Below are 23396 nucleotides of genomic sequence, written 5' to 3'. Positions count from 1 at the left end.
ACACAGCTCCATTACAAAAGCCTGCGAACGTCGCAGGCTTTTTTATCGATCCAGATTGTGTGCAAGCAGGTTTGCTTGGTTATCGATGTCGTTTTATAGCTGAAAACGCATCAACAAAGGACGATAAAAGTGCTGAGTGAGCCAGCACAAGCTTTGCCAAATTACGCGTTTGTACCAAGGTAAGTGCGCAATATAAACATAGCTAAATTCAATTTCTGGCTGGGCTTTTCGGTTGCGTTTAAAAGCTGGAGCCCCTGAGCTCATATTAAAGCGACGCTGGCATATCATTGCGTGGCGGATGGTATAAGCAGATATTCTTCTATACAGCGCAAAACTCTGCGGCTTATTGGTATCGTAGCCAAAAATTGGGCAAGTCATGTCGTTATCAATTTCTACTATGCCTAACGTAGCCAGCATCTCTCCTTGATAAAATAGTCCCACTAAATGCACTAAGTTATTCTGGCTAGCCTGTTTTAAATATTGGGTTGAAAACTGGATGTTATTCCGGCTGTATTTATCAAGGTAAAGCATGTCATATAACGCTTTGGCACGCTGAAACTCTTCATCAGTAGCCAGTGGCTTAAACTGCCAATCTTTATCATTAAACAGCTTGAAGTCTTTCGTTAAATCTCGGTTGAAGCTGAATGCTTGCCAATCCTCAAGTAAATACACTTGTCGCGTTACTAAGCTTTGCCATTGTTGCTGTTCTAATCGCTGAATTAAGTGTGAGTGCTGAAGTTGGTTGAGGGAGCGAAGCACCAAGGGAAAGGTGGGGTATTGATCGAGTGCCACGCGACGCAGTTCATCAAGGTTTAAGGATTCCCATTGTTCGCTATACATATTGGTGGACAAGCACTGATTGTTGAGCGTTTGGACTTGATCCAATCCAGCCAATGATAAGATTGGTTTAGTCATATTAATAAGTAGCTTACATACCCATCGAACAGCCACATTTTTGACTTTGTGAAGCTCTTCTTCGGCGTAGCCACTAAGCAGTGTCATAGGGGACACGGCATAACAGTTGTTTGGTATTTTTGGTGTTACGGAGTAGGGAATGGCAACATCATCGATATAGTAGCAACCAAAGCTTGCTGTGCATTCATCAATAAGATTCGACTGCATAAGAGTGATAAAGGTTTTATGCCATTCTTGAGAGGAAAGCGTCATGATCTCAACGCCTCTCCATTCCACTCAATATCAACGGTAGAAGCGGCGCTCCATTTTGCCTTGTTCTGCCTAGCTAACCGGAGTAATTCAAACACACTCCGGATTTGGCTCCCTATCGGCAAGTTATGCTGTTGCATTACATTCACTCCAGACCACCAATCTTGCCAAGTTAGAGCCTTGAACAGGGATAACCCACCTTCAGCGATGAGTGTTATTGGCCCTAAATGATGCAATCGCTGTTTGGAAGGACTGGTAAACTCCATATTAGGGAGCAGTTGAGTGCATCGAGACGAGAGTAGGTGCAAACCACTGGTGGCTCTTGGGTTACATTCAATCACGTAGAGTTCATCTTGTGATTTGATGAAGTCAAACGACACTTGCCCATGATAAGTATGACGTTTACCAAAAGCGGCGATAAATGTATCTAGTCGTTCGCATGAGAGCGGCTGAAAAGCACTGGCGGCCGAGCCGTTTACACAGTATTTCGGCACATAAGCTTGGTGTGCTTTAAGGTCACCATGTTCAAAAATCGCATAGTTACACACCGGAGTCCCATGGATTTTTTGTTGCTGAACCCAAGGGAAAAGGGGTGATATCGTGGCGGCAGAAATAGACTGAGTTGTCACATCTCTTATTACTTGCCCGCCAAACCGAGAGTAAACTGGCTTTAGAACGGTTCTCTTATTAATTTCAATCTCACTTTTATCAGCGACCAAACGGGTTTTTGGAAGTGTAATTTCTGGCAAGCCTTTAAGTTGTTCAAAGACGGTCAACTTGTTGTGTAGGGCATTGAGCAGCGCCACATCGGGAAGAAAAAAATCTACTTCTGGACATTGTTTGGCAACATGAGCCAAGTAATACACTTCTTCACAAGTGGGTATCACCATATCAATACGCATCTGAGTAATGATTTTTAGGATCTGCTGTTGATAGGTGGGAAACGCAAATCGAGGTGAAGCGGTGGGGATATAAGACTCGATGCCTCGCAAAAATGACCCCAAAGGCCTTTTTAGTGAATCGGTGAGAATTACTTCATGCCCATGATGCATACACATGGTTGCCCACTCTAGTGCAACTGGTGCTCGGGCTCCGGTGATTAAGACCCGCATATGTTCACCACACGTCGTTGTTTATTCATTGGCGTCCAAATAGGCGCAGGGCGGTAACTAAATCTGACAGGATCAAGCCGCAATTGGTCAAACAACTTTATCAAGGCTTGATGTATAACCCGATGGTGGTGAACCTCCGCTTCAATTTGAATGGTTTGTGACCCTGTTTGGGTGATTCGGTAATCCACGCGACCTTGGGCAGATAGTGTTATAGCGCGGTAGATGAGATCTGGTAACACCGTCACTGGGACGTGGTTTGCGTTTAGCGTGAGGCGATCACCACATCGTCCGGCAATCGCGCCAAGAGGTTCAAATACGCCATTATCCTGTTTATTCTCAATAATATCGTCGAGCTGATAACGAATAATTGGCTGAGTTTTACGACGAAAATCGGTAATGATTGGGCTGTAATGAGTACGTTCGGTATTCAGCCAATGTTTTTCGATGTAAACAACATCCTGATTCCAGCGCATTTGTCCTTGCTGATCAGTACATGCAAGAAAACCTTCGGTACATTGATAGACTTCATGGAGTTCGCTGTCGAACCGTTGAGAAATATAGTGACGGTCACTCTCGGTTAGAACCTCTGCCCCAGAAATGATCCGCTGTGGTTGAATTGCGGGTTGACCAAATTGACCGCTGAACTGGGCGCAGCGCTGAAGAGCTTGCGCACTACCAACCAAAAGCGTGGGTTGGAACTCATCCAACTCTTTTATCCATTCTTGGTAAGGTTTGGTTAAATCGGCATAAAAGAATGTGACAGGCCCTTTCGCGACGGATTTATACAGTGGGCTGTTGGCTCGCAAGGCTAGTGCAATTCGGTGCTTTTGCCATAGGTTGGGCAAAAAGCGAGCCAATATATTGCCGGCCCACAGTTGTGTTTCCTGCTTGTCAGCAAGAAACAACCCGCGCATGCCGGATGTGCCCGAAGAAAGCCCAACCGTAACATCGCCAACTTTCGAAGCGGCAAAGTTGCGTGACTGCTCTGCTTTGAGTGCCTGCTGCATTAACTGTTCAGCATCTAAGCCCTTCGTATTTAACTCTGAAAGGTTCTCCATCATGGTTTGCTTATTCATGATAGGGAAATCACTGAGTGGTGCACCTTGAAAAGAGCGGTAATACGGTGAATGACAGCATACCCAATCCAGGTGTTGCGTTAAATGTTGTTGCTGCCACGCTTCGACTTGTTCCCTTGAACCGAAAGGGCGGTAGCGGGTTCGCCAGAATTCTGAGATAAGCGTTCTCACTTCATCCATCCTTCTTTGATTAGCTGCTGGATAGTTTCCTGACAATGTGAAGGCACGAAGCGAACAACGTGGTGGGTTTGTTGGTAGCAACTTCTCAATTCGGAGAGGGTGTTTTTATAGGCCTTTGTGTCATCGCAAAGCATGTTCGCCAGCCAATGCTGATCGATATTTTCACTCAAGCTCTCGATTAACCAGCATGCATCGGCGAGTAAGAACAGCCAACTTTGGTCTCTTTTAACCAGCAAGCCCACTTGGCCAGCTGCATGGCCTGGCAAGCTAACCATATAAATAAGTCCATCGTCGAACATGTCTTTACAGAACAAGTTAACCCCTTGGCACTGAGGAAGAATTTGGCTGATTGGCACAGAAAAATCACCATGAATGATGAAGTTAGATTCTAGTTGTGGAGGGAGCAGAGCTTTTAGGTAGCCTTTTCTTACGCCTCCAATTCGACCACTTTTAGTAATCGCATCTACCCCTTTTTGTTGGCAATGCAATTGAGAGTGAGAAAACTCAGACACGGCGGCAATGTGATCAGCGTGAAAGTGGGAGAGCACTAAATGCTCAATATCATGAGGTTTGAGATTTTCTTTTGCTAACTGCGCAACAATCCCATGTTCTTGTTGATAGCGGCAAGGTGTTGTCCAAGCATAAAAACGTTCAGGGAAGGAACGAGTCGCGCTAAAAAAGTGCTCGTGATATCCCGTATCAAACAGGATGTTGCCTTGTGTCGGGTGTTGAATTAACGCAACGGCTGCCGGAAATGCTCTAGGCTTGATACCAGAGCCTGGTTTGACAACAAAGCCTGGGTGTACGCAGTGTCCAGCCTCAAAGATTTTTATTTTTAGACCAGTTTGCATACTGCTGTATTCCTTCTTGAATTGAAAAAAGCGGTTGGTAATTCAGGTTTTTTATCGCCTTGCTGATATCCAGAGTTTGATGATAGTTAAACAATCCTGCGCTGTATGAAGTGAGCCTTGGCTCTGGCTGATGTGGTAAGCGCCTTCGTATTTGCTCACTGAGCTTTAATAATGGTGATACCACACCGTATGGTAATGATTGTAAAGTTACTTTTAGGTTCAACCCCACACATAAAGCTTGTAGAACAGTCTCAATTGGCATTGGTTCGTTGTTGGAAATATTGAAGACATCACCATGCTGAAGCCGGTCTGCCTGAGTGCAAGCGAGCATCGCCGCATGGGCAACGTTGTCGACATAAGTTAGATCAACCACTGGGTTTCTACCCGATGGTAGAAGCAGAGTGTTGTTTTTTATCGCCTTAAGCACTCTTGGGATAATCGCGCGATCGTTGGGACCAAAAATGCCACGCGGTCTTAAAATGATCGCTTTGCTTTGGCCTTTTATGGCTTCAATTTCCGATAGGTATTTGGTGTGTGCGTAATCATTACACCAGTGTGAAGCAATGGCGTCGGTTTCTCGAATATTCCAACGGTCTTGATGGTCAAAGTAGACGCTGGTGGAGGAAATATGGATAAAACGCGAGATTTGATGCGTATTAGCCGCATTGACGAGGTTTTTGGTGGCATCTACATTGGCTTGATAAAACGCTTCCCACTTGCCCCATGGGCTTGAGAGAGCGGCACAATGGATGATTGCATCCATGCCGTGGCATACCGCATGAACAGCAGAGTGGTCTCTCAAATCGACTAAATGTGGGATAACATCGAATTGCTCAGCGAGTTGTTTGGCGATGATTGTATTTCGCGCTGTAAAATGCAGTTCATGTTGCTGGTGAAACATTCTTAGAATTGCGCTACCCAGCATCCCACTGCCACCCGTGACTAATATCTTCATAGTTTTAGCACTCCCATCCCTAGTGACAACCCTGCGGCGGTGCCAGCTAATAACACATGTTTTCCTGCTGTTTCTGGCTGATTACGCAGCCAGTGTAAGTTAATCGGGAGTGAGGCGGCGACTTGGTTTCCCAAAGTCGAAAAGTGATTAACTGTTTTCTCGGTTGGTAACCCGGTGAGTGATGGCAGTTTTTTTAATCCGTGCGCACTGGCTTGATGCGGAAGAAAATAATCAATATCGCTGAGTGTTACCGGAGAGGCGTCAAAGCCTTTTTTTAGAAACGCCGGTAAGGTTTTACGTACATGTTTAAACAGTGCTTTGCCCTCCATCTCAAACTGGCAGCTTTTTAAATAGGCTTGATGCTCTGAGGTGTGAGGGTTGACATGACTACCTCCGCCCTTAATTTGACAAAATGAATACCCGGTATGATGCGTTTCAAAGTGACTGGTGAGCAATCCATCACCGTTGTGTTCTTCGAGCAAAAATGCGGCGGCACCGTCTGCGAATAGGGTTGCAACTTCTGGTTTGAGCGTAAAATTTCGATTCAGTGTGATGCCAGTAGCGAGTTCGCTGGTGGCAATGAGAATCCGACGGTACCGTTTTGCTAAGAATAGACTCTGAGCAAGGTCAAGCGCAGAAAGAAATGATAAACAGGTGCTGTTCAAATCAAAACTTTCTAGCCATGTTGGAGCGTCTAACGCGGCGAGAACCGCTGAGGCGTCGTAGGGCAGAGACTGGTGGTGAGTGCCGCTGGCGTAGATAAGGAGATCAACGGAGCTCAGGGTATGTATGTTTCCTAAACACTGCTTTATCGCCTGCACCGCCATGTAAATAGCGGTTTCTTTTGTATTGGCTACATGACGATATTCAACGTCGAATTTATTTCGGCAGGTCCCTGGCGCCAATTTTAGGAAGCGATCCATCTCTCGATCTGACCATTGATTCGTTGGCAGGTAGCTTCCACTAGAAACGATGTTAAAGCCCATTATTCTCTATACAGTTATTAAAAACGTCGTTCAAAATAAACCACGTTGCATATTGAAGCTATGGCGAGCGAGATGAAAAATAAACAGAACAAAACAAATGGGAGTAAGAGCACGCTTTGGGTGCAATGCTGAAAATGAATTTTCAGGAATGAGCCAGGCTTTGATTTGCTGGCTCAATATGAATAGAGTGAGGATTACTTCCTAAATTTAGCCAAAATACGATCTAAATGGTTCGCAAATTCGCGGCGATCGGTTTGGGAAAGCGCAGCGGGACCACCAGTCTGAATTCCGCTTGAACGCATGGTTTCCATGAAGTCGCGGATATTTAGACGTGCTTTGATGGTGTCTTTCGTATAAAGCTCGCCACGTGAACTGAGGGCTTGAGCGCCTTTAGAGATGACCTCATCTGCAAGCGGAATATCTGATGTGATCACCAAATCGTTGGCCTCCACACGCTTAACGATTTCGTTGTCAGCGATGTCAAATCCAGCTGGAACTTGCAGCGAGTGGATGTTGTCTCTTTTGGGCACCGGGACAACGTGGTTGGCGACAAACGTACATTCAATCCCCGTGCGTTCGGCGGCACGCACAATGGTTTCGCGGATGACTTTCGGACATGCGTCTGCATCTACCCATAACTTCATGATGACTTCTCACTTAGCTTGGCTTCTAGCTCTTCAATACGAGCCACTAATTTTTTCACCGTGCTTTCTAGCGCTGCAAGACGATCATTATCGGTGTGCGCTTGTGCTGCGACTTCAACCTTGGGAACACGCTGAGCACTTTTCCAACTTTTTATTGCGGTGATTAATGCAGGCATTGGGACGGGCGTTTTCAAGCGTGCTTTCACTAACGCTACGGTTGGCTCTTTTCCTTGTTGTTGCAGTTGTTCCATTACCGCTTCTAATTCTTTAGTAACGTCTTGAGTTAACATTTTTAATCCTTAACAACGATATATCTATCATCATACGTTGAGTCCCCTAATTTGGCGAATAGCAATTTGGAATGTGTGGTGTGAGAGATCTCTCACATGGGTTGTGAGAGAAAACGATTTCGTGAGCGGAAAAATAGAAATTACAAACATCAAGTTATTGATAAATAATGATTTAACAACTATTTAACCAATGTGGCGTATAAATATTTATCTAGTATAGATTGTCAATTTTTAGGAAAGGCGTAAATTGAGAGTTGTCAGCAGGAAGCAGACATGGAACAGGAAAGCACCAAGGATTTGGTTATCGTCAGGAAGACGATTTGGTTGGTCAGGATGATTAATCAAGCATGGAGCGTAGGACATTGTAAGGACACTATCATCAATAGGATGTTGATGACTAAGGATAGACAATGGACCCCTCTAGGATAGAGGTTATGGACAGCGTCAGGAAGATGCAAGGGACACCGCTCAAGGAACAAGTGATGTGTGCTAACGGGGAATGTTAGCTATCAGGATGATAAGGACACCGCTAGGACGGCGACGTAAGGAATAAGCTGACGGAATCAGCCACTATTATGGATGATGCATGGAGCACTTTTAGTAGCCGGACTGCTGCGAGTAAGACCATGACCCCGATACTTATGTGTCGGGGTCTTTCTTATATAAAAAGATACCTAGTCGTTCTCATTGAATTAAGCACCTTGAGGTGACTTGGGTATATCAATATCACAAAATTTATAAATTCCTAATAACACTTAATAAAAAACAATCCAGATCAATATCCTTTCCAATCAGTTGGTTTAACTTTCGGCTTCTCTACAAGGTGTTATGCCCCGCAGTTATTGAGCATATTCAAGCTCATCGAGTTTGCGATCTGCGGATAAATAAAGTTTGTTGTAATCAAGGAACAGATGTGGCCATAGTAACCAGAAGAATGCTTCTTCTACCCTACAATGAGTCGTTGCAACTAGAGTTCGTCATGCTGAATTGCTGTGCGAAAAACCGTGCTGAAATGAACGGTCCGTATACTGTCGCGTCTGCCAAACAGATGTTTGAGAAAATACTGGATGATGAAAATATTTATAGTATGGCGGTGCTAGAAAGCACCAGTCGTGACTATATGGGGCACGTGTTCATTTCCCATCTCGATTCCGAGCCTGAGTTAGGGTTTATTTTTGATAAATCTTATTGGGGTAAAGGGTTAGCGACAGAAGCTCTAAAAGCATTTTTCCCCAAGGTGTGCCGTGAGCTGGGGCTACATAAGGTTAAAGCTAACGTGAATAGCAACCATCAAGCTTCTATGGCGGTGCTGAAAAAACTGGGATTTGTTGAAACAAAAGAAAGTAAGGATCTATATGGCCCTTACTTTGAAATGGAATTTACAAGCGATGCGGTGGTAGGTGAAAGTTCTGCGGCCTGAAACCGACCATAGTTAGCTCCCCTTGGTAGCAATCGTCACCAAGCGATGAAAACTCAAATTGATACACCGTATGCCAACGCCAGACTCCGTCTGGCGTTTTTAGTTTATGGGCACCAAAGGCGATGCTGATTAATTGGAGATCCAATTGCTCACATTTACGCGTGATTGCCACTTTTGCGAGTTCGGCTTGACGACGTTGTTGCCAAAACAGATAACAGAAAAAGCATAGCCCTAAAATTGCTAAAAGATCACCAATCATCCCTGAACCTTTATTATCCCTTTGTTGCTTGTTGTAAGCTTACTAGCGCGTTTGCTAGTTCTTCAGATGGATTTGAATGTAGCAAGGGCAATAGCACCATTCTTAACTCTGGTAGCATCACTAAATCGGCAAATAACTGATTAAATAGGGCTTGATTACCGGTTTGAGCTAAACGCAGCAAAAACTGTTCTGCTACCTTTTCATTGGCTAGTAAGTGCCAAGCTCGGCCAGCCACGCCAATCAGTACTTCCTGATGGCTTAAACGAGAGCTTTGTAATATCGCTTCTAACACTGGAGAGGCAATGGCTGTTGGTGCGCCAGCCAAAGCTCGGATAAGCGCTGAAAGTAGGAAGAGATCAGGCTCGCTACTTGCGATTTCTTGTTGTGCTTTTTCCGCGATACGTTCTGCTAAACGCTCTTGTAACTCTACATGCTCAAGCGCACCCAACAGAGCATAAAGTGGTTCATTCGGTAGGTGGTTCAACGCCTTGCGTATCATTACCCCGTTTTGCTCTTTGTCCAAACGAGCGGCCATGTCGGTGATCCCTTGCAGACCTACGGTTTGCCAATTATCCCAGCCTAAACCACCTGAAAAGTAATGCTGAGTGTGCTCATAATATTGGCTGGTAGGAAGATCGAGGTTCGCGCGGACCTGGCTATGAAACACGGCCATTTTGTCTTCGGAAGGTTTGAACGTATATGGGTTATTAGACAGCTTTTGCTGTTGCTCTTCAGAGATATCATCATTGAGGCGTGTTCCCATGGCTTCCACTACGTATTTAATGAAATTGCCGATATCCGCTTGCTTTAACAAACCGCGCTCGTCCAATTCAAACTTTAGAAACCAAATCCAAGGTTGCTTTTGTTCATTCCAATAAGCGATGGCAAGGTGTGCTTTACGCTGCATTGGGAATGGGTACGGTGCTTGACCTTTTTCTACATCGGCAAACTCTTTCTTAGCGATGGTTTTGATACGACGACCAAGATCGAAGATTTGATAATCACAGCGGCTGTTGTTCAACAGTTGAGTGAGGGTTTGAATGTTTTCCATTAAATACGACGTCCTAACGTTCTTTTCACAAGAAATGGTATCATTCTCGGCTAATTCAAGGTTCGAGATAGAATTAATGGTAACAAATACTCAATTGGTCGACTTACTTCACCAACTTGAAGCGCAGCTCAAAGAACATAAGTTGTGGCAACACACTAGGCCTTCAGAGCAAGCTTTACAAAGCGTGGAGCCATTTGCGATTGATACACTGCATCCTCATGAGTGGTTGCAGTGGATCTTTATAGACAGAATGCACGTGCTAGTGGAAAACAACCAACCATTGCCAAGAGGGTTTTCTCTCGAGCCCTATTTTTCAGAAGCGTGGAAGCAGGAACTGCAGTTCGCAGAGCTGCTTGTTACAATCCGAACCATTGACGAACTGTGTAAGTAAACGAATGCTAGAACAAGAAATAGCGCGATCTTCAGAACCAGTTGAGCTGGAGATCGTTTATCAGGATGAATATTTTGTAGCGGTCAACAAGCCAGCAGGCATGTTAGTGCATCGCAGTTGGTTAGATAAACACGAAACTCAGTTTGTCATGCAAACTTTGCGCGACCAAATTGGTCAGCATGTGTTCCCATTGCATCGTCTGGATCGTCCAACATCTGGTGTGCTCGTGTTTGCGTTGTCGAGTGAAGTAGCATCACAAGTCATGCCGATGTTTGCTGAACATAAAATGGAAAAGACATACCACGCGATAGTACGCGGTTGGATTGAGGAAGAGGGCGTCTTGGATTACGCACTCAAAGTCGAGTTAGACAAGATTGCTGATAAGTTCGCTTCACAAGAAAAAGAAGCGCAAGAAGCGGTGACGGAATATAAACCGTTGGCTAAAGTGGAAGTTCCCTATTCGACGGGTAAATTTCCTACAACGCGTTATTGCTTAGTTGAGATGAAACCTAAAACGGGGCGTAAGCACCAACTTCGTCGTCATATGGCGCATCTACGTCATCCTATTGTGGGTGATACAACGCACGGAGACGGCAAGCACAACAAGCTTTATCGCACAGAGTTTGATGCTCACCGCTTGCTACTGCACTCTTCAGAGTTACGGTTTGTCCACCCATTTACCGATCAAGAGATTGTCATGACGGCCAATATTGATGAGACTTGGCAGCAATTGTTTACTCGATTTGAGTGGGATGAATCAATGATCAACCGATAATCGGCGCAGTTAGATCTAGATAATGATTGAGTACAAATAAAAAGGGTTAGCATCAATGCTAACCCTTTTTTGTATAGAGAAAACCCCCAGCTAGGCTGGGGGTTCCGTTTTAATATTTAAGACTTAACGTTTTACTTTAGTTTTTCGAGATCCGCTTCGATCTCTGCGATCTTGCTCGAAACGACTTTTTCTAAATGACGAAGGTCTGAGAGAATTTTCTCTTTGACATCAACCTCAGGTTGTTTCGTTGGTTTAGTGATTTTATTCAGTTCATCAATGACTAATGTGAGGTTACGGTTGATTTCCGTTACTTCTTTATATTTGTGACTGCCACTGTCCACAAGAACATTTTTGATTTGGCGCGGGTATTTGAATTTAACGCTTTTGGCGAACAGCTCGCCTTTTTGCTTGTGGAAATAGATCTTGAGTACGTCTTTGTGTGCTTCTTGGCGTAGGGAATAACGTTCAATCTGCTTAGGGTCGTGAATACCCAAACCAGTGAGGTGGGGATACATAGGCTACCTCTATTACATCGAATTGATATTGATATAACTGTAGCAGCCTATGTATGAGCTAGATAGCTGATATTTAGCCAAAATGCTTAACTTGTGGGCAAGATCGCTCTCGCCCTGAACCGAAAAGATTGGTAGGTTTGATCTAAGCAGCGACCTCATCAGATAACTTTTCGATCAATCTCTCTCTTAGCTCATCTTGCTGTTCTTCACTTAATCTTCCCCCTGCATCACTGGTTAAAATAAACAAGTCTTCTGCTCGCTCACCAATGGTGGTGATTTTTGCACCATGAAGGTTGATATTTAAATCAGCAAACGTACGGCCTACTTTGGCCAACAGCCCTGGTGTGTCTAGCGCGACAAACTCCATCAACGTGTGCTTTTTACCTTTGGTTGGTAAGAAGTCGACTTTGGTTTTCACGTTAAAGTGCTGAAGTTTGTTCGGAGTACGGCGCGTTTTAATCTTGGTTGGTCGGCCCGCCTCCAGTACATGGGTGAGGTGTTTAATCACCGCGGCGTGACGAGACTCATCGATCGCTTCGCCATGTTGATCGAGTACCATAAAGGTATCAATCACGTGCCCATCTTTGCTGGTCATGATTTGCGCGTCGTGTACATTAAAATTACGCCTATCTAACTCCGCCACGACCGTCGCAAATAAAGCAGGCTGGTCTTTCGTATATACAAACACCTCAGTGCCGCCGCGAGTGGCTTTTTTACTGATCAACACCAAAGGCTTAGTCGGATCTTTCATGCGAAGTAAGTGTTCGCAGTGCCACGCGATTTGTGTATGGGTATGACGAAGGAAATAGTCAGCTTTGAAGCGTTGCCACAATACTTCAATTTCGCGCGCGGCAAAGCCCTCTTTGCGTAGCATTGCGGAGGCCATTTGTTGATTGTGGCGAATTCGCTCACGCACATCGACAGGATTCTCTAACCCTCTACGTAAAGCACGTTGTGTGGAGTAATACAGCTCTGCCAGTAAGGTTCGTTTCCAAGCATTCCAAAGTTCTGGGTTGGTTGCACAAATATCTGCAACTGTCAGGCACACAAGGTAATCGAGAGATTCTTCGTCTCTGACTTTTTTGGCAAATTCGGTAATCACATCGGGATCATAAATGTCTCGGCGCTGTGCGGTGACGGACATTAATAGATGATGCCTTACCAACCAAGCGACAAGTTTGGCCTCGGGCTTTGATAAGCCATGCTCAATACAGAAGTCGTAAGCCTCACCTTCGCCTATAACAGAGTGATCGCCGCCACGTCCTTTACCGATATCGTGGAAAATAGCGGCAATAATCAGCAGCTCTTTCTTTTGCATCCGTGGGTAGACGTCACAACAAATAGGGTGCTTCGCATGATTGTCTGGGTCACTAAAGGTATTAATGTGTTTCAGTAAGCGAATACTGTGCTCATCAACCGTGTAGGCGTGGAATAAGTCAAACTGCATTTGACCAACAATTTGGCTCCATTGCGGTAAATAGGCCGCCATAACCCCCAATCTGTGCATCAGGCTGAATGCTTTATGCAGAGCATTAGGGTGACGACATAACGCCATGAACTTTTCACGCGCAGCAGGAATGGTGTGCAAAAATTTGTTGAGTCGACGGCGCGCGGTGCGCAGCTGACGTAGTGTTGGTGGGCTCACCCCTTCAATGGTTGAGTCGTTCGCGATATGTAAGAACATATCCAGAATAGTTTCTGGGCGAGCTTGAAACAATGCGGGTTTCCGCGCTTCAATCAAAGAGCCACGACGTTGGAAGTCGGCATCGAGAATCTCGGCACTTTCTGTCGCACCACCATTAATGATCGCTTGATCAAAAAGTTTGAGTAGCATTTTATTGAGCTCTGCCACACGACGAAGTGTGCGATAGAACTCTTTCATCATCATTTCTACGCCTCGGTTGCCTTCACCGACGTAGCCTAGATTTTCCGCAACTTGTGCTTGATGGGCAAAGGTTAAGCGGTTGTCATAGCGGCGAAGCTCCATGTGCAGAGCGAAACGCACTCGCCAAAGGAAGTCCTGACATTCAACCAATTCTCGGTATTCTGCGTCAGTTAAAAATCCGTATCGGCTCATTTCCAGCAATGACGTGGCACCAAAGTGACGCCGGGCGACCCAGCTTAATGTATGAATATCGCGCAGCCCGCCAGGGGTCGACTTAATGTCTGGTTCTAAGTTGTAGGTCGTATCGTGGTAACGGGCATGGCGTTCTCGCTGCTCTTGAATTTTAGCGCGATAAAACGTTTCACTTGGCCAAAAGGAGTCTGATAACACGACTTTCTTCAGTGCCTGAAAGGTGTCCTCGCTTCCACACAGCAGTCGCGCTTCTTGCAGGTTTGTCGCGACCGTTAGATCGGCTTTACCAATTTCAGCACATTCAGTAACGGTGCGAACAGCGTGTCCGACCTCGAGTTTTAAATCCCACAACAGCGTAATGAATTCGCTGATTTTTGCTTCTAACGCGGTTGGCAGTTTATTGTTCGACAGAATCAAAATATCGATATCGGAGAGCGGATGCAGCTCGCCACGCCCATAGCCACCCACGGCAACTAGAGAAATGTTGTAAATATCTTTGAAGCCAAAATGTTGCCACAAACGATTCAGAAGCAGATCCATGTATTCTGCCCTGGCTAAAACCAAGCTTGTTACCGGATGATGATTGAGAAACTCTTGGTTTTGATCGGAGCTAAATTTCTCTAACTCTTGTTTGAGCTCTCCGATATTGATTTGTTCATCGGAAAAGGTAAGAGGGGACTGAAGTGTCATATTTGCCATCCGTGCAAGCTAATCTAGTTACAATCTAACAAATTTGTGGCAGATAAAAAATATCCCCGCCGAAGCAGGGATATAGTAAACAACGAGTGGTCGTCAGCTTTACGCGTTTTTCATTAGGCGAGGAATCGTATCGTCGCTACGAAGCGTCAGTACTTCACAACCTTCTTTTGTTACAACAATGGTATGTTCCCATTGCGCAGAGTTCTTGCCGTCGCCTGTGTAAACGGTCCAATCGTCTTGAGCGTCAACAGAGCAACCAAATTTACCTGCGTTAATCATCGGCTCAATAGTAAAGCACATGCCTTCTTTTAGTACGCGGCGGTCTTTGTTCTTGTAATGAACCACTTGTGGTTCTTCATGGAACTCATCGCCGATACCGTGGCCACAGAAGTCTTTCACAATAGAAAACTTGTTGCGAGGGTTGTTTTTGTTGTTCTCTTTGATGTACTTCTCGATAGCTGTACCGATGTCACCAACTGTTGAACCTGGCTTAACGGTACGCATACCAACATACAGTGCTTCTTGAGCTACCATGCACAGACGTTTGTTCGCAGGTGAAACATCACCGACTAGGAACATCTTAGAAGTGTCACCATGGTAACCTTGAGGACGCACGCTCAGATCGGCATTCTCATCATTTGGAACGATTACGGTAATATCAACGTTTAAGATGTCGCCATCTTTTAGTACCGCTGGCTTCATTTGGCCGTTGCTACCGATTTCGTCTTTTTCTGCTGGAATACCGTGGCATACGATATGGTTGATTGAAGTACAAATCGACTTAGGGAAACCATGGTAATCAAGTGGAGCAGAGTATGCGCCTTTTTCTAGAGCGTACTCATGACAGATTTTGTTCAACTTTTCTGTCGTCACACCAACTTTGATGTGTGGTTCGATCATTTCTAGAATCTCTGCGGCCAGTTTGCCCGCAATGCGCATGCGTTCTATTTCTTCAGCAGTTTTAATCTTGATTGACATTGGCTTTCTCTACTTATTCCTAAGCACGTAAACGTGCGAATGGCCGCATTCTATCAGACATCGGGGCGTTAACCCAAGTTAGATAGGAATATGCATCATTCTTAATTCGATCGTATGTTTAAAGTTTTGCTTATAAATAGGAGAAAGTGGCACGGTGAAGAAATAATTTTTACTAGCCACAGTGAGCTAAAATATGGTATAAAGCGCGCCGGAATAGAGGACTGTTCTCTTCGTTTAGCAAAGCTAAGCGGCGAAGCAAGCTTCATCCGAATAACCTTTTATCTTTAAATCACACACATTCCGTCACATATTCCGGGGTGCTGAGCAGAAGCTTGGTCGGAGTTATGGGGAATGTGGAGGCCTAACCCCATAGAGGAATTTAAAATGGCAACTGTATCAATGCGCGATATGCTAAAAGCTGGTGTTCACTTCGGTCACCAGACTCGTTACTGGAACCCAAAAATGAAGCCATTCATCTTTGGCGCTCGTAACAAAGTTCATATCATCAACCTAGAAAAAACTGTACCAATGTTCAACGACGCTCTAGCTGAACTAGCTAAAGTTGGCGAGAAGAAAGGTAAAGTTCTATTCGTAGGTACTAAGCGCGCTGCATCTGAAGCTGTTAAAGAAGCTGCAATCGCAAGCAACCAGTTTTACGTAAACAACCGCTGGTTAGGCGGTATGCTTACAAACTACAAAACAGTTCGTCAGTCTATCAAGCGTCTAAAAGATCTAGAGACTCAATCTCAAGACGGTACTTTTGACAAACTAACTAAGAAAGAAGCTCTAATGCGTACTCGCGAAATGGAGAAGCTAGAGAAATCTCTTGGTGGTATCAAAGACATGGGCGGCCTACCAGACGCTCTATTCGTAATCGACGCTGATCACGAACACATTGCAATTAAAGAAGCTAACAACCTAGGTATTCCAGTATACGCTGTGGTAGATACTAACTCTAACCCAGACGGCGTTGACTACGTAATCCCAGGTAACGACGACGCGATCCGCGCTGTACAGCTATACCTGAACGCTGCTGCTTCAGCAGTATCTGAAGGTCGTAACAAAGACGTAGCTGCAGTTGCTGAAAAAGACGGTTTCGTAGAAGCTGAATAATAGCGGCTCTGTGTCACACTTGGTCTATGTGAAACCTTTGTGTAGCATAAACTAAGTTATAGTTAGCAATGGGGGCCGACAATGTTAGGCCCCTGTTTTTTACCTTATTTCGAATCAAACGAGGAATACAGAATGGCAACTGTAACTGCTGCTCTAGTTAAAGAACTTCGCGAGCGTACTGGCGCTGGCATGATGGAATGTAAGAAAGCGCTTGTAGAAGCAAACGCTGACATCGAACTAGCAATTGAAAACATGCGTAAATCTGGCGCAGCGAAAGCAGCTAAGAAAGCTGGTAACGTTGCAGCTGAAGGCGCAATCATCATCAAAGAAGAAAACGGCGTTGCTGTTCTTCTTGAAGTTAACTGCCAAACTGACTTCGTTGCTAAAGACGGTAACTTCACTGCATTCGCAGAAGAAGTTGCAGCTGCAGCTCTAGCTTCAAAAGCGACTGTTGAAGAGCTACAAGCACAATTCGAAGACGCACGTGTAGCTCTTGTAGCTAAAATCGGTGAAAACATCACTATCCGTCGCGTAGAATACGTTCAAGGCACTGCAATTGCTTCTTACCGTCACGGTGAGAAAATCGGTGTTGTTGTTGCTGGTGAAGGCGACGCAGAAACTCTTAAGCACGTTGCAATGCACGTTGCTGCTTCTAAGCCTGAGTTCGTTAACCCAGAAGACGTACCAGCTGACGTAGTAGAAAAAGAGAAAGCGGTTCAAGTTGAAATCGCAATGAACGAAGGCAAGCCTGCTGAAATCGCTGAGAAGATGGTTGTTGGCCGCATGAAGAAATTCACTGGCGAGATCTCTCTAACAGGTCAAGCTTTCATCATGGAACCTAAGAAAACTGTAGGTGAAATGCTGAAAGAAAAAGGCGCTTCAGTTTCTACATTCGTTCGCCTAGAAGTAGGTGAAGGTATCGAGAAGAAAGAAGAAATGAGCTTCGCTGAAGAAGTTGCTGCAGCTCAAAAAGGTTAATCCTTAGAGACTGTATAAAGATTAGACCGTAGCCTTGGCTGCGGTCTTTTTATGAGCAGTGAACGATTAGCCGTGATGAATAGCCATAACTGAATTTGTGTCTATTCATGACTGTTAATCAACAACTCTCTTTGGAAGGTAAACTCCATGACTACGAACCCTAAACCAGCGTATCAACGTATTCTATTAAAACTGAGTGGTGAAGCTCTTCAAGGTGAAGACGGTTTTGGTATTGATCCTGCGGTCCTTGATCGCATGGCACAAGAAGTTAAAGAACTGGTTGAACTGGGTGTTCAGGTTGGTGTAGTTATCGGTGGCGGTAACTTGTTCCGTGGTGCAGGCCTTGCTGAAGCTGGTATGAACCGCGTAGTTGGTGACCACATGGGTATGCTTGCTACAGTAATGAATGGCCTAGCGATGCGCGATGCTCTTCACCGTGCATACGTGAATGCGCGCGTTATGTCTGCCATTCCTCTAAAAGGCGTATGTGACGACTATAATTGGGCTGATGCGATCCGTGAGCTTCGCCAAGGCCGTGTTGTCATCTTCTCTGCTGGTACGGGTAACCCGTTCTTTACAACGGATTCTGCTGCTTGCCTACGTGGTATTGAAATCGAAGCGGATGTTGTACTAAAAGCGACGAAAGTTGATGGTGTATTTACTGCTGACCCTGTAGCAAACCCAGACGCAGAGCTGTATGATAAGCTATCTTACGCAGAAGTTCTGGATAAAGAGCTGAAAGTGATGGACTTGGCGGCGTTTACGCTAGCTCGTGACCACAAAATGCCAATCCGCGTATTTAACATGAACAAGCCAGGCGCACTACGTCGCGTGGTTATGGGCGAAGCAGAAGGCACGCTAATCAACGAATAAGCTTGTCCCAAGGTGCCACCCAAAGCGTTAGGGTGGCGTTTGCTTTGCTCAACCGTTTTAGGCTTTCTTCAGGAAAGATGACATTTTTAAGGTGAAACTGTGATTAACGAAATCAAAAAAGACGCGCAAAAGCGCATGGATAAAAGCGTTGAAGCGCTTAAGAACAACCTTTCTAAAATTCGTACAGGTCGTGCACACCCAAGCCTACTATCTGGTATTTCTGTAGAATACTACGGTGCAGCAACACCTCTAAACCAAGTAGCAAACGTTATTGCTGAAGATGCACGTACACTTGCAATCACGGTTTTCGATAAAGAGCTGACGCCGAAAGTAGAAAAAGCGATCATGACGTCTGATCTTGGTCTAAATCCTATGTCTGCTGGTACTATCATCCGTGTTCCACTTCCACCACTAACGGAAGAGCGTCGTAAAGACCTAGTTAAGATTGTTCGTGGTGAAGCTGAAGGTGGTCGTGTTGCGGTTCGTAACATCCGTCGTGACGCAAACAACGATCTAAAAGCGCTTCTAAAAGATAAAGAAATCTCTGAAGATGAAGATCGTAAAGCACAAGACGAAATTCAAAAGCTAACTGACGTTGCAGTTAAGAAGATCGATGAAGTTCTTGCTGCAAAAGAAAAAGAGTTGATGGAAGTTTAATACTCCCACACACATCACTGTTGGAAAACGCTGTGCTCACAGCTCAGCGTTTTTTTATGTTAGTCTATCCAACTGATGGAACTCAATTAACTCCCTATGCAAAATTCTCAAGCCTTCTCTGATTCCCTTCCTAAGCATATTGCCATCATTATGGACGGTAATGGCCGTTGGGCTAAGTCCAAAGGAAAACCTCGCGTATTTGGTCACAAAAAAGGCGTTAATGCCGTTCGTAAGACCGTGGCTGCTGCTTCAAAGCTTGGCATTAAAGCCATGACGCTATTTGCTTTTAGTAGTGAAAACTGGCGTCGTCCGGAGGAAGAAGTGGGTCTTTTGATGGAACTGTTTATCACGGTCCTGTCTAGTGAAGTAAAAAAACTACACAAAAATAATTTACGGTTGCGCGTGATCGGTGATACCAGTCGATTTAGTGAGCGTCTACAAAAGAAGATTGTAGAAGCTGAAAATCTAACGGCAGGTAACACGGGGATGGTGATAAACATTGCAGCCAATTATGGCGGTAAGTGGGACATCACAGAAGCGGCCAAAACGTTAGCGTTAAAAGCACGTAACGGTGAGATTCGTGTAGAGGATATCAATGAGCAGCTAATCACTGAGCATTTGACCATGGCAGACTTACCTGAAGTGGATCTTTTGATTCGTACCAGTGGAGAGTGTCGCATCAGCAACTTTATGTTGTGGCAAATGGCTTATGCAGAAATGTACTTTACACCCGAGTATTGGCCGGAATTCGACGAAGACAGCTTAGTTGAAGCTGTAACTTGGTTTATCAATCGAGAACGTCGTTTTGGCTGTACAGGTGAACAAATAAAGGCATTGATGGCAGCTCAATAAGGACTAGTTAGTTTGAAACAGAGAATAATAACAGCACTAATTTTAGCTCCCCTGGTTATTTTAGGCATTTTTAAATTACCCCTAATGGGCTTTATTGCCGCTTTAACTGCAATTACGCTATTAGGTTTTTGGGAGTGGACTCAATTTACAGGAAGCAACTCTCGCTTTGCTGCCCTCGTTCCGGCAGTCATTGTTACTGGACTTAGTTTTCTATATATTTCGCCTGACGCACATAGCCTCAACCATTTAGCAACGCCTCATTATGTTGTGCTGGGCCTTGGTTTTGTTTGGTGGATTATTGCTAGCTTAATGGCGATTACTTATCCCAAAACGACGAAATCTTGGCAAAATAATTTTGTTTTACGCCATGTGTTTGGTTTTCTGACATTAATTCCATTCCTTTGGAGTGTAGTTATTCTTAGAGCTCATGACATTACGGTAGATCCATACCACGGAGCAAAGCTCGTGTTATACGTTTGTTTCTTGGTATGGGCTGCAGATAGCGGTGCTTACTTTGCAGGCAAAAGCTTAGGCAAACGTAAGATGGCGCCACATGTCAGTCCGAATAAAACCATTGAAGGGCTTATTGGCGGCATTATCACGGCATTGATCGTGGCGTGGGCGTTTGCTGATTGGTTCGATATTCAGTTCACCAGTCCTGTACATATGGTGTTGATTACGTTGGTTACTGTTGTTATATCAGTGCTCGGCGATCTGGTGGAAAGTATGTTCAAGCGTGTCTCAGGCATTAAAGACAGCAGCAACATTATCCCAGGACATGGCGGTGTGCTCGATCGTATTGACAGCCTAACCGCAGCATTCCCAGTTTTTGCTCTTCTTTACTACGTATTCTAATTTATCAGGAGCGGCATTGTCGCTCCTGAGCTTTCTAACGGTCTTACAACATGCAAAAGTTAACGATTCTTGGTGCTACTGGATCCATTGGTGCAAGCACGCTTAAAGTGGTCGAACAAAACCCAGAGCTGTTTTCTGTCGTTGCCTTAGCGGCAAGCACCAACGTTGAAAAGATGATCGGGCTATGTCGTCAGTGGCAACCTAAATACGCGGTAATGGCGGACAAAGCCGCAGCGATTCAACTCCAATCTGAGTTACATTTGGTTTCGCCAAACACCGAAGTATTAGGTGGTGTGGATGCTCTATGCCATATTTCTTCATTGGACGAAGTTGACAGTGTGATGGCTGCTATTGTCGGAGCGGCTGGTCTACTGCCTACCATGGCTGCTGTGAAAGCTGGTAAGCGAGTATTGTTGGCAAATAAAGAAGCGCTGGTAATGTCAGGCCAGTTATTTATTGATGCCGTAGAAGAGTTTGGTGCGGAGCTACTTCCCGTCGATAGTGAACACAATGCTATTTTCCAGTGCTTACCACAGCAAGTACAAACCAATTTAGGTCGTTGTAATTTACAAGAACATGGCATTTCTCATATTTTGCTGACTGGTTCTGGTGGTCCTTTCCGTTACACTGACATCGCAGAACTGGAAAAGGTGACTCCTGAACAGGCGATCGCCCATCCAAACTGGTCGATGGGACCAAAGATTTCCGTTGACTCAGCCACGATGATGAACAAAGGCTTAGAGTATATCGAAGCTAAATGGTTGTTTAATGCGGCTCGCGAGCAGCTAAAGGTTATTATTCATCCGCAGTCTGTTATTCATTCAATGGTTCAATACCGCGATGGTTCGGTTTTGGCACAAATGGGTGAGCCGGATATGGCGACCCCTATTGCACTGACTATGTCATACCCATCAAGAGTTGAAGCTGGGGTTAAGCCACTAGACTTCACGCAAATTGGCGAATTGACGTTTTTGCAACCTGATTTTGCTCGTTACCCATGTTTAAAACTAGCAATTGACGCTTGTTATGAAGGTCAACATGCAACAACGGCACTGAATGCAGCGAATGAAGTTGCTGTTGATGCATTTTTAAATAACAGCTTAGGTTTTACGGATATCGCTCGCATCAATGAGTCTGTGTTGAACAAAATCAATGCAAGCTGCAAAGCTGAGAATGCGAATAGCTTGGAAAGCTTGTTAGAGCTAGATAGAATGGCACGAACTATTGCCCTAGAAACCATACGCGAGCGTAGCTGATGACAGGTATATTGTGGAATCTCATTTCTTTTATCGTCGCACTGGGCATTCTTGTTGCTGTGCACGAGTTTGGGCACTTTTGGGTTGCTCGCCGTTGCGGCGTGAAAGTTGAAAAGTTTTCAATCGGTTTCGGTAAGTCTATCTGGAGTAAGGTAGGCAAAGACGGAACGGAGTACAGCATCTCAATGATCCCTCTCGGCGGCTATGTAAAAATGGTTGATAGTCGTGTTGATGAGGTGCCAGAACATGAGAAACACTTAGCGTTTGATAAGAAGCCGCTATGGAAGCGAACCTCTATTGTTGCGGCAGGCCCTATCTTTAATTTCCTTTTCGCAATTTTCGCCTATTGGCTCGTATTTCTTATTGGTATCCCAGCAGTTAAGCCAGTAATTGGTGAAGTTACGCCCAATTCGATCGTCGCAGAAGCCGGAATTGAATCAGGAATGGAACTTAAATCGATATCTGGTATCAAAACTCCGGATTGGGAATCGGTAAATATGGGATTGATTTCTCATATTGGCGATGATTTGATGACAGTAACACTGACGTCAGCGAATGAAGTTGGTTCAGAAGTAACGAAAACGCTCGATCTGCGCGAATGGGAGTTCGACCCTGAAACTCAGTCTGCGATGCAGTCATTAGGTTTTGCGCCGTATACACCGGAGGTGTATCGCGTTATCGAACAGGTTTCGCAAGGTGGAGCGGCGGAAAAAGCAGGTGTGCTTCCAGGTGATGAGATTGTCGCTATTGGTGAACAACGCGTTACGGAGTGGAAGCAGGTTGTTGAAGCGGTTCGCTCTAATCCTGATACACCGATTGAATTAACGGTATTGCGTCAGGGCTATGAGCAAACATTAACGCTGACGCCTGGTAGCCGTGAGCTAGCTAACAAAGAAGTCGTTGGTTTTGCAGGTATTGCACCTAAAGTCGCAGAATGGCCAGAAAGTTATCGCTTCGACCTTCAGTTTGGTGTATTCGAGTCAGTAGGTAAGGCGGTAGACAAAACCGGCCAAGTCATTGGCTTGACAATCAGCATGCTTAAGAAACTGATTGTTGGTGACGTTGGTCTGAATAATCTGAGTGGTCCAATATCAATAGCCAAAGGCGCAGGTGCGACGGCTGATTATGGCTTGGTCTACTTTTTAGGTTTTCTCGCTCTAATTAGTGTTAACCTAGGTATTATTAATCTCGTTCCTTTACCAATGTTGGATGGCGGTCATTTGTTGTTTTTTGCAATTGAAGCAGTCATTCGACGTCCCGTTCCTGAGAGAGTGCAGGAAATGGGTTTTAGAATTGGTGGTGCGATCATCTTCTCGCTCATGGCGTTAGCGCTATTTAATGATTTTACTCGTCTGTGATAGTTCAGAGACAAAAGCAGTAGCAAGGAAT

24 protein-coding genes are annotated in these 23396 nt (G+C 44.9%); 11 read left to right on the top strand and 13 right to left on the bottom strand.

Annotation, left to right across the window (positions count from 1 at the left end; all coding sequences use genetic code 11):
• Positions 1-93: 93 nt before the first annotated feature.
• The 8 genes from L3V30_RS02520 to L3V30_RS02485 all read right to left on the bottom strand — a co-directional run bounded on the left by L3V30_RS02520 (position 94) and on the right by L3V30_RS02485 (position 7258).
• On the bottom strand, positions 94-1167 hold the full coding sequence (locus L3V30_RS02520) for a hypothetical protein (RefSeq protein ID WP_237308259.1): 1074 nt from the start codon (positions 1165-1167) through the stop codon (positions 94-96).
• Complete coding sequence (locus L3V30_RS02515) at positions 1164-2276, bottom strand: ATP-grasp domain-containing protein (RefSeq protein WP_237308258.1); 1113 nt, start codon at positions 2274-2276, stop codon at positions 1164-1166. Before L3V30_RS02515 ends, L3V30_RS02520 begins: the two co-directional genes overlap by 4 nt.
• Positions 2264-3532 carry a F390 synthetase-related protein gene (locus L3V30_RS02510; protein WP_237308257.1) on the bottom strand — a complete coding sequence of 423 codons (1269 nt, stop codon included), beginning with the start codon at positions 3530-3532 and terminating at the stop codon, positions 2264-2266. The genes L3V30_RS02515 and L3V30_RS02510 overlap by 13 nt, the downstream gene beginning before the upstream one ends.
• Entirely contained in the window at positions 3520-4383 is an 864-nt protein-coding gene (locus tag L3V30_RS02505; protein ID WP_237308256.1) for an MBL fold metallo-hydrolase, read from the bottom strand. The genes L3V30_RS02510 and L3V30_RS02505 overlap by 13 nt, the downstream gene beginning before the upstream one ends.
• On the bottom strand, positions 4352-5338 hold the full coding sequence (locus tag L3V30_RS02500) for an NAD(P)-dependent oxidoreductase (protein WP_237308255.1): 987 nt from the start codon (positions 5336-5338) through the stop codon (positions 4352-4354). The genes L3V30_RS02505 and L3V30_RS02500 overlap by 32 nt, the downstream gene beginning before the upstream one ends.
• Complete coding sequence (locus L3V30_RS02495; RefSeq protein WP_237308254.1) at positions 5335-6324, bottom strand: ketoacyl-ACP synthase III; 990 nt, start codon at positions 6322-6324, stop codon at positions 5335-5337. Before L3V30_RS02495 ends, L3V30_RS02500 begins: the two co-directional genes overlap by 4 nt.
• A 194-nt stretch (positions 6325-6518) precedes the next feature.
• Positions 6519-6968, bottom strand: coding sequence for a YaiI/YqxD family protein (locus tag L3V30_RS02490; RefSeq protein WP_012841495.1), 450 nt, complete (start codon positions 6966-6968; stop codon positions 6519-6521).
• Entirely contained in the window at positions 6965-7258 is a 294-nt protein-coding gene (locus L3V30_RS02485) for a hypothetical protein (protein WP_012841496.1), read from the bottom strand. The genes L3V30_RS02490 and L3V30_RS02485 overlap by 4 nt, the downstream gene beginning before the upstream one ends.
• Positions 7259-8192: 934 nt before the next feature.
• Here L3V30_RS02485 and L3V30_RS02480 point away from each other — a divergent pair.
• Entirely contained in the window at positions 8193-8678 is a 486-nt protein-coding gene (locus L3V30_RS02480) for a GNAT family N-acetyltransferase (protein WP_237308353.1), read from the top strand.
• Here L3V30_RS02480 and L3V30_RS02475 read toward each other — a convergent pair.
• A complete protein-coding gene (locus L3V30_RS02475; RefSeq protein WP_012841498.1) occupies positions 8638-8937 on the bottom strand; it encodes a DUF3301 domain-containing protein in 300 nt (99 codons plus the stop codon). The genes L3V30_RS02480 and L3V30_RS02475 overlap by 41 nt on opposite strands.
• 13 nt (positions 8938-8950) lie before the next feature.
• Positions 8951-9988 (bottom strand): DUF3549 family protein, encoded by a 1038-nt coding sequence (locus L3V30_RS02470; RefSeq protein ID WP_237308253.1) that lies wholly within the window; start codon positions 9986-9988, stop codon positions 8951-8953.
• A gap of 76 nt (positions 9989-10064) precedes the next feature.
• On the opposite strand from L3V30_RS02470, the gene L3V30_RS02465 reads away from it, so the two are divergent.
• Together L3V30_RS02465 and truC are read left to right on the top strand one after the other, a co-directional pair.
• On the top strand, positions 10065-10379 hold the full coding sequence (locus tag L3V30_RS02465; RefSeq protein ID WP_237308252.1) for a YqcC family protein: 315 nt from the start codon (positions 10065-10067) through the stop codon (positions 10377-10379).
• A 4-nt stretch (positions 10380-10383) separates the two neighbouring features.
• Complete coding sequence (gene truC, locus L3V30_RS02460) at positions 10384-11154, top strand: tRNA pseudouridine(65) synthase TruC (RefSeq protein ID WP_048625889.1); 771 nt, start codon at positions 10384-10386, stop codon at positions 11152-11154.
• Positions 11155-11285: 131 nt separating this feature from the next.
• Here the strand turns inward: truC and L3V30_RS02455 are convergent, their stop codons facing one another.
• The 3 genes from L3V30_RS02455 to map form a co-directional block, all read right to left on the bottom strand.
• On the bottom strand, positions 11286-11669 hold the full coding sequence (locus L3V30_RS02455) for a DUF3461 family protein (RefSeq protein WP_005380322.1): 384 nt from the start codon (positions 11667-11669) through the stop codon (positions 11286-11288).
• A gap of 142 nt (positions 11670-11811) precedes the next feature.
• A complete protein-coding gene (gene glnD, locus L3V30_RS02450; protein ID WP_237308251.1) occupies positions 11812-14436 on the bottom strand; it encodes a bifunctional uridylyltransferase/uridylyl-removing protein GlnD in 2625 nt (874 codons plus the stop codon).
• A gap of 108 nt (positions 14437-14544) precedes the next feature.
• Complete coding sequence (gene map / locus L3V30_RS02445; RefSeq protein ID WP_237308250.1) at positions 14545-15423, bottom strand: type I methionyl aminopeptidase; 879 nt, start codon at positions 15421-15423, stop codon at positions 14545-14547.
• Between the two features lie 384 nt (positions 15424-15807).
• Between map and rpsB the strand changes: the two genes are divergently transcribed.
• The 8 genes from rpsB to rseP all read left to right on the top strand — a co-directional run bounded on the left by rpsB (position 15808) and on the right by rseP (position 23365).
• Positions 15808-16536, top strand: a complete 729-nt coding sequence (gene rpsB, locus L3V30_RS02440) for a 30S ribosomal protein S2 (protein ID WP_012841501.1) — start codon at positions 15808-15810, stop codon at positions 16534-16536.
• A 132-nt stretch (positions 16537-16668) separates the two neighbouring features.
• The gene (gene tsf / locus L3V30_RS02435; protein ID WP_012841502.1) at positions 16669-17514 is read left to right on the top strand and encodes a translation elongation factor Ts; all 846 of its coding nucleotides are present in this window, start codon (positions 16669-16671) and stop codon (positions 17512-17514) included.
• A gap of 147 nt (positions 17515-17661) precedes the next feature.
• Positions 17662-18387: a UMP kinase gene (gene pyrH / locus L3V30_RS02430; RefSeq protein ID WP_005380329.1), complete on the top strand. Its 726-nt coding sequence runs from the start codon at positions 17662-17664 to the stop codon at positions 18385-18387.
• Positions 18388-18486: 99 nt separating this feature from the next.
• Complete coding sequence (gene frr / locus L3V30_RS02425; protein ID WP_237308249.1) at positions 18487-19044, top strand: ribosome recycling factor; 558 nt, start codon at positions 18487-18489, stop codon at positions 19042-19044.
• 96 nt (positions 19045-19140) lie between these two features.
• Positions 19141-19896, top strand: a complete 756-nt coding sequence (locus L3V30_RS02420) for an isoprenyl transferase (RefSeq protein WP_006741661.1) — start codon at positions 19141-19143, stop codon at positions 19894-19896.
• A 12-nt stretch (positions 19897-19908) separates the two neighbouring features.
• Positions 19909-20751, top strand: a complete 843-nt coding sequence (locus L3V30_RS02415) for a phosphatidate cytidylyltransferase (protein ID WP_046875500.1) — start codon at positions 19909-19911, stop codon at positions 20749-20751.
• 50 nt (positions 20752-20801) lie between these two features.
• Positions 20802-22007 (top strand): 1-deoxy-D-xylulose-5-phosphate reductoisomerase, encoded by a 1206-nt coding sequence (gene ispC / locus L3V30_RS02410; protein ID WP_006743377.1) that lies wholly within the window; start codon positions 20802-20804, stop codon positions 22005-22007.
• Positions 22007-23365 carry a sigma E protease regulator RseP gene (rseP, locus tag L3V30_RS02405; protein ID WP_124008424.1) on the top strand — a complete coding sequence of 453 codons (1359 nt, stop codon included), beginning with the start codon at positions 22007-22009 and terminating at the stop codon, positions 23363-23365. The genes ispC and rseP overlap by 1 nt, the downstream gene beginning before the upstream one ends.
• Positions 23366-23396: the final 31 nt, after the last annotated feature.

The sequence above is a fragment of the Vibrio sp. A1-1 genome (assembly GCF_021728175.1).
GTDB classification, from domain to species: domain Bacteria; phylum Pseudomonadota; class Gammaproteobacteria; order Enterobacterales; family Vibrionaceae; genus Vibrio; species Vibrio diabolicus.
The sequence above is the reverse complement of the archived record's forward strand: the minus strand, read 5'-3'. Positions and strand labels throughout refer to the sequence as shown.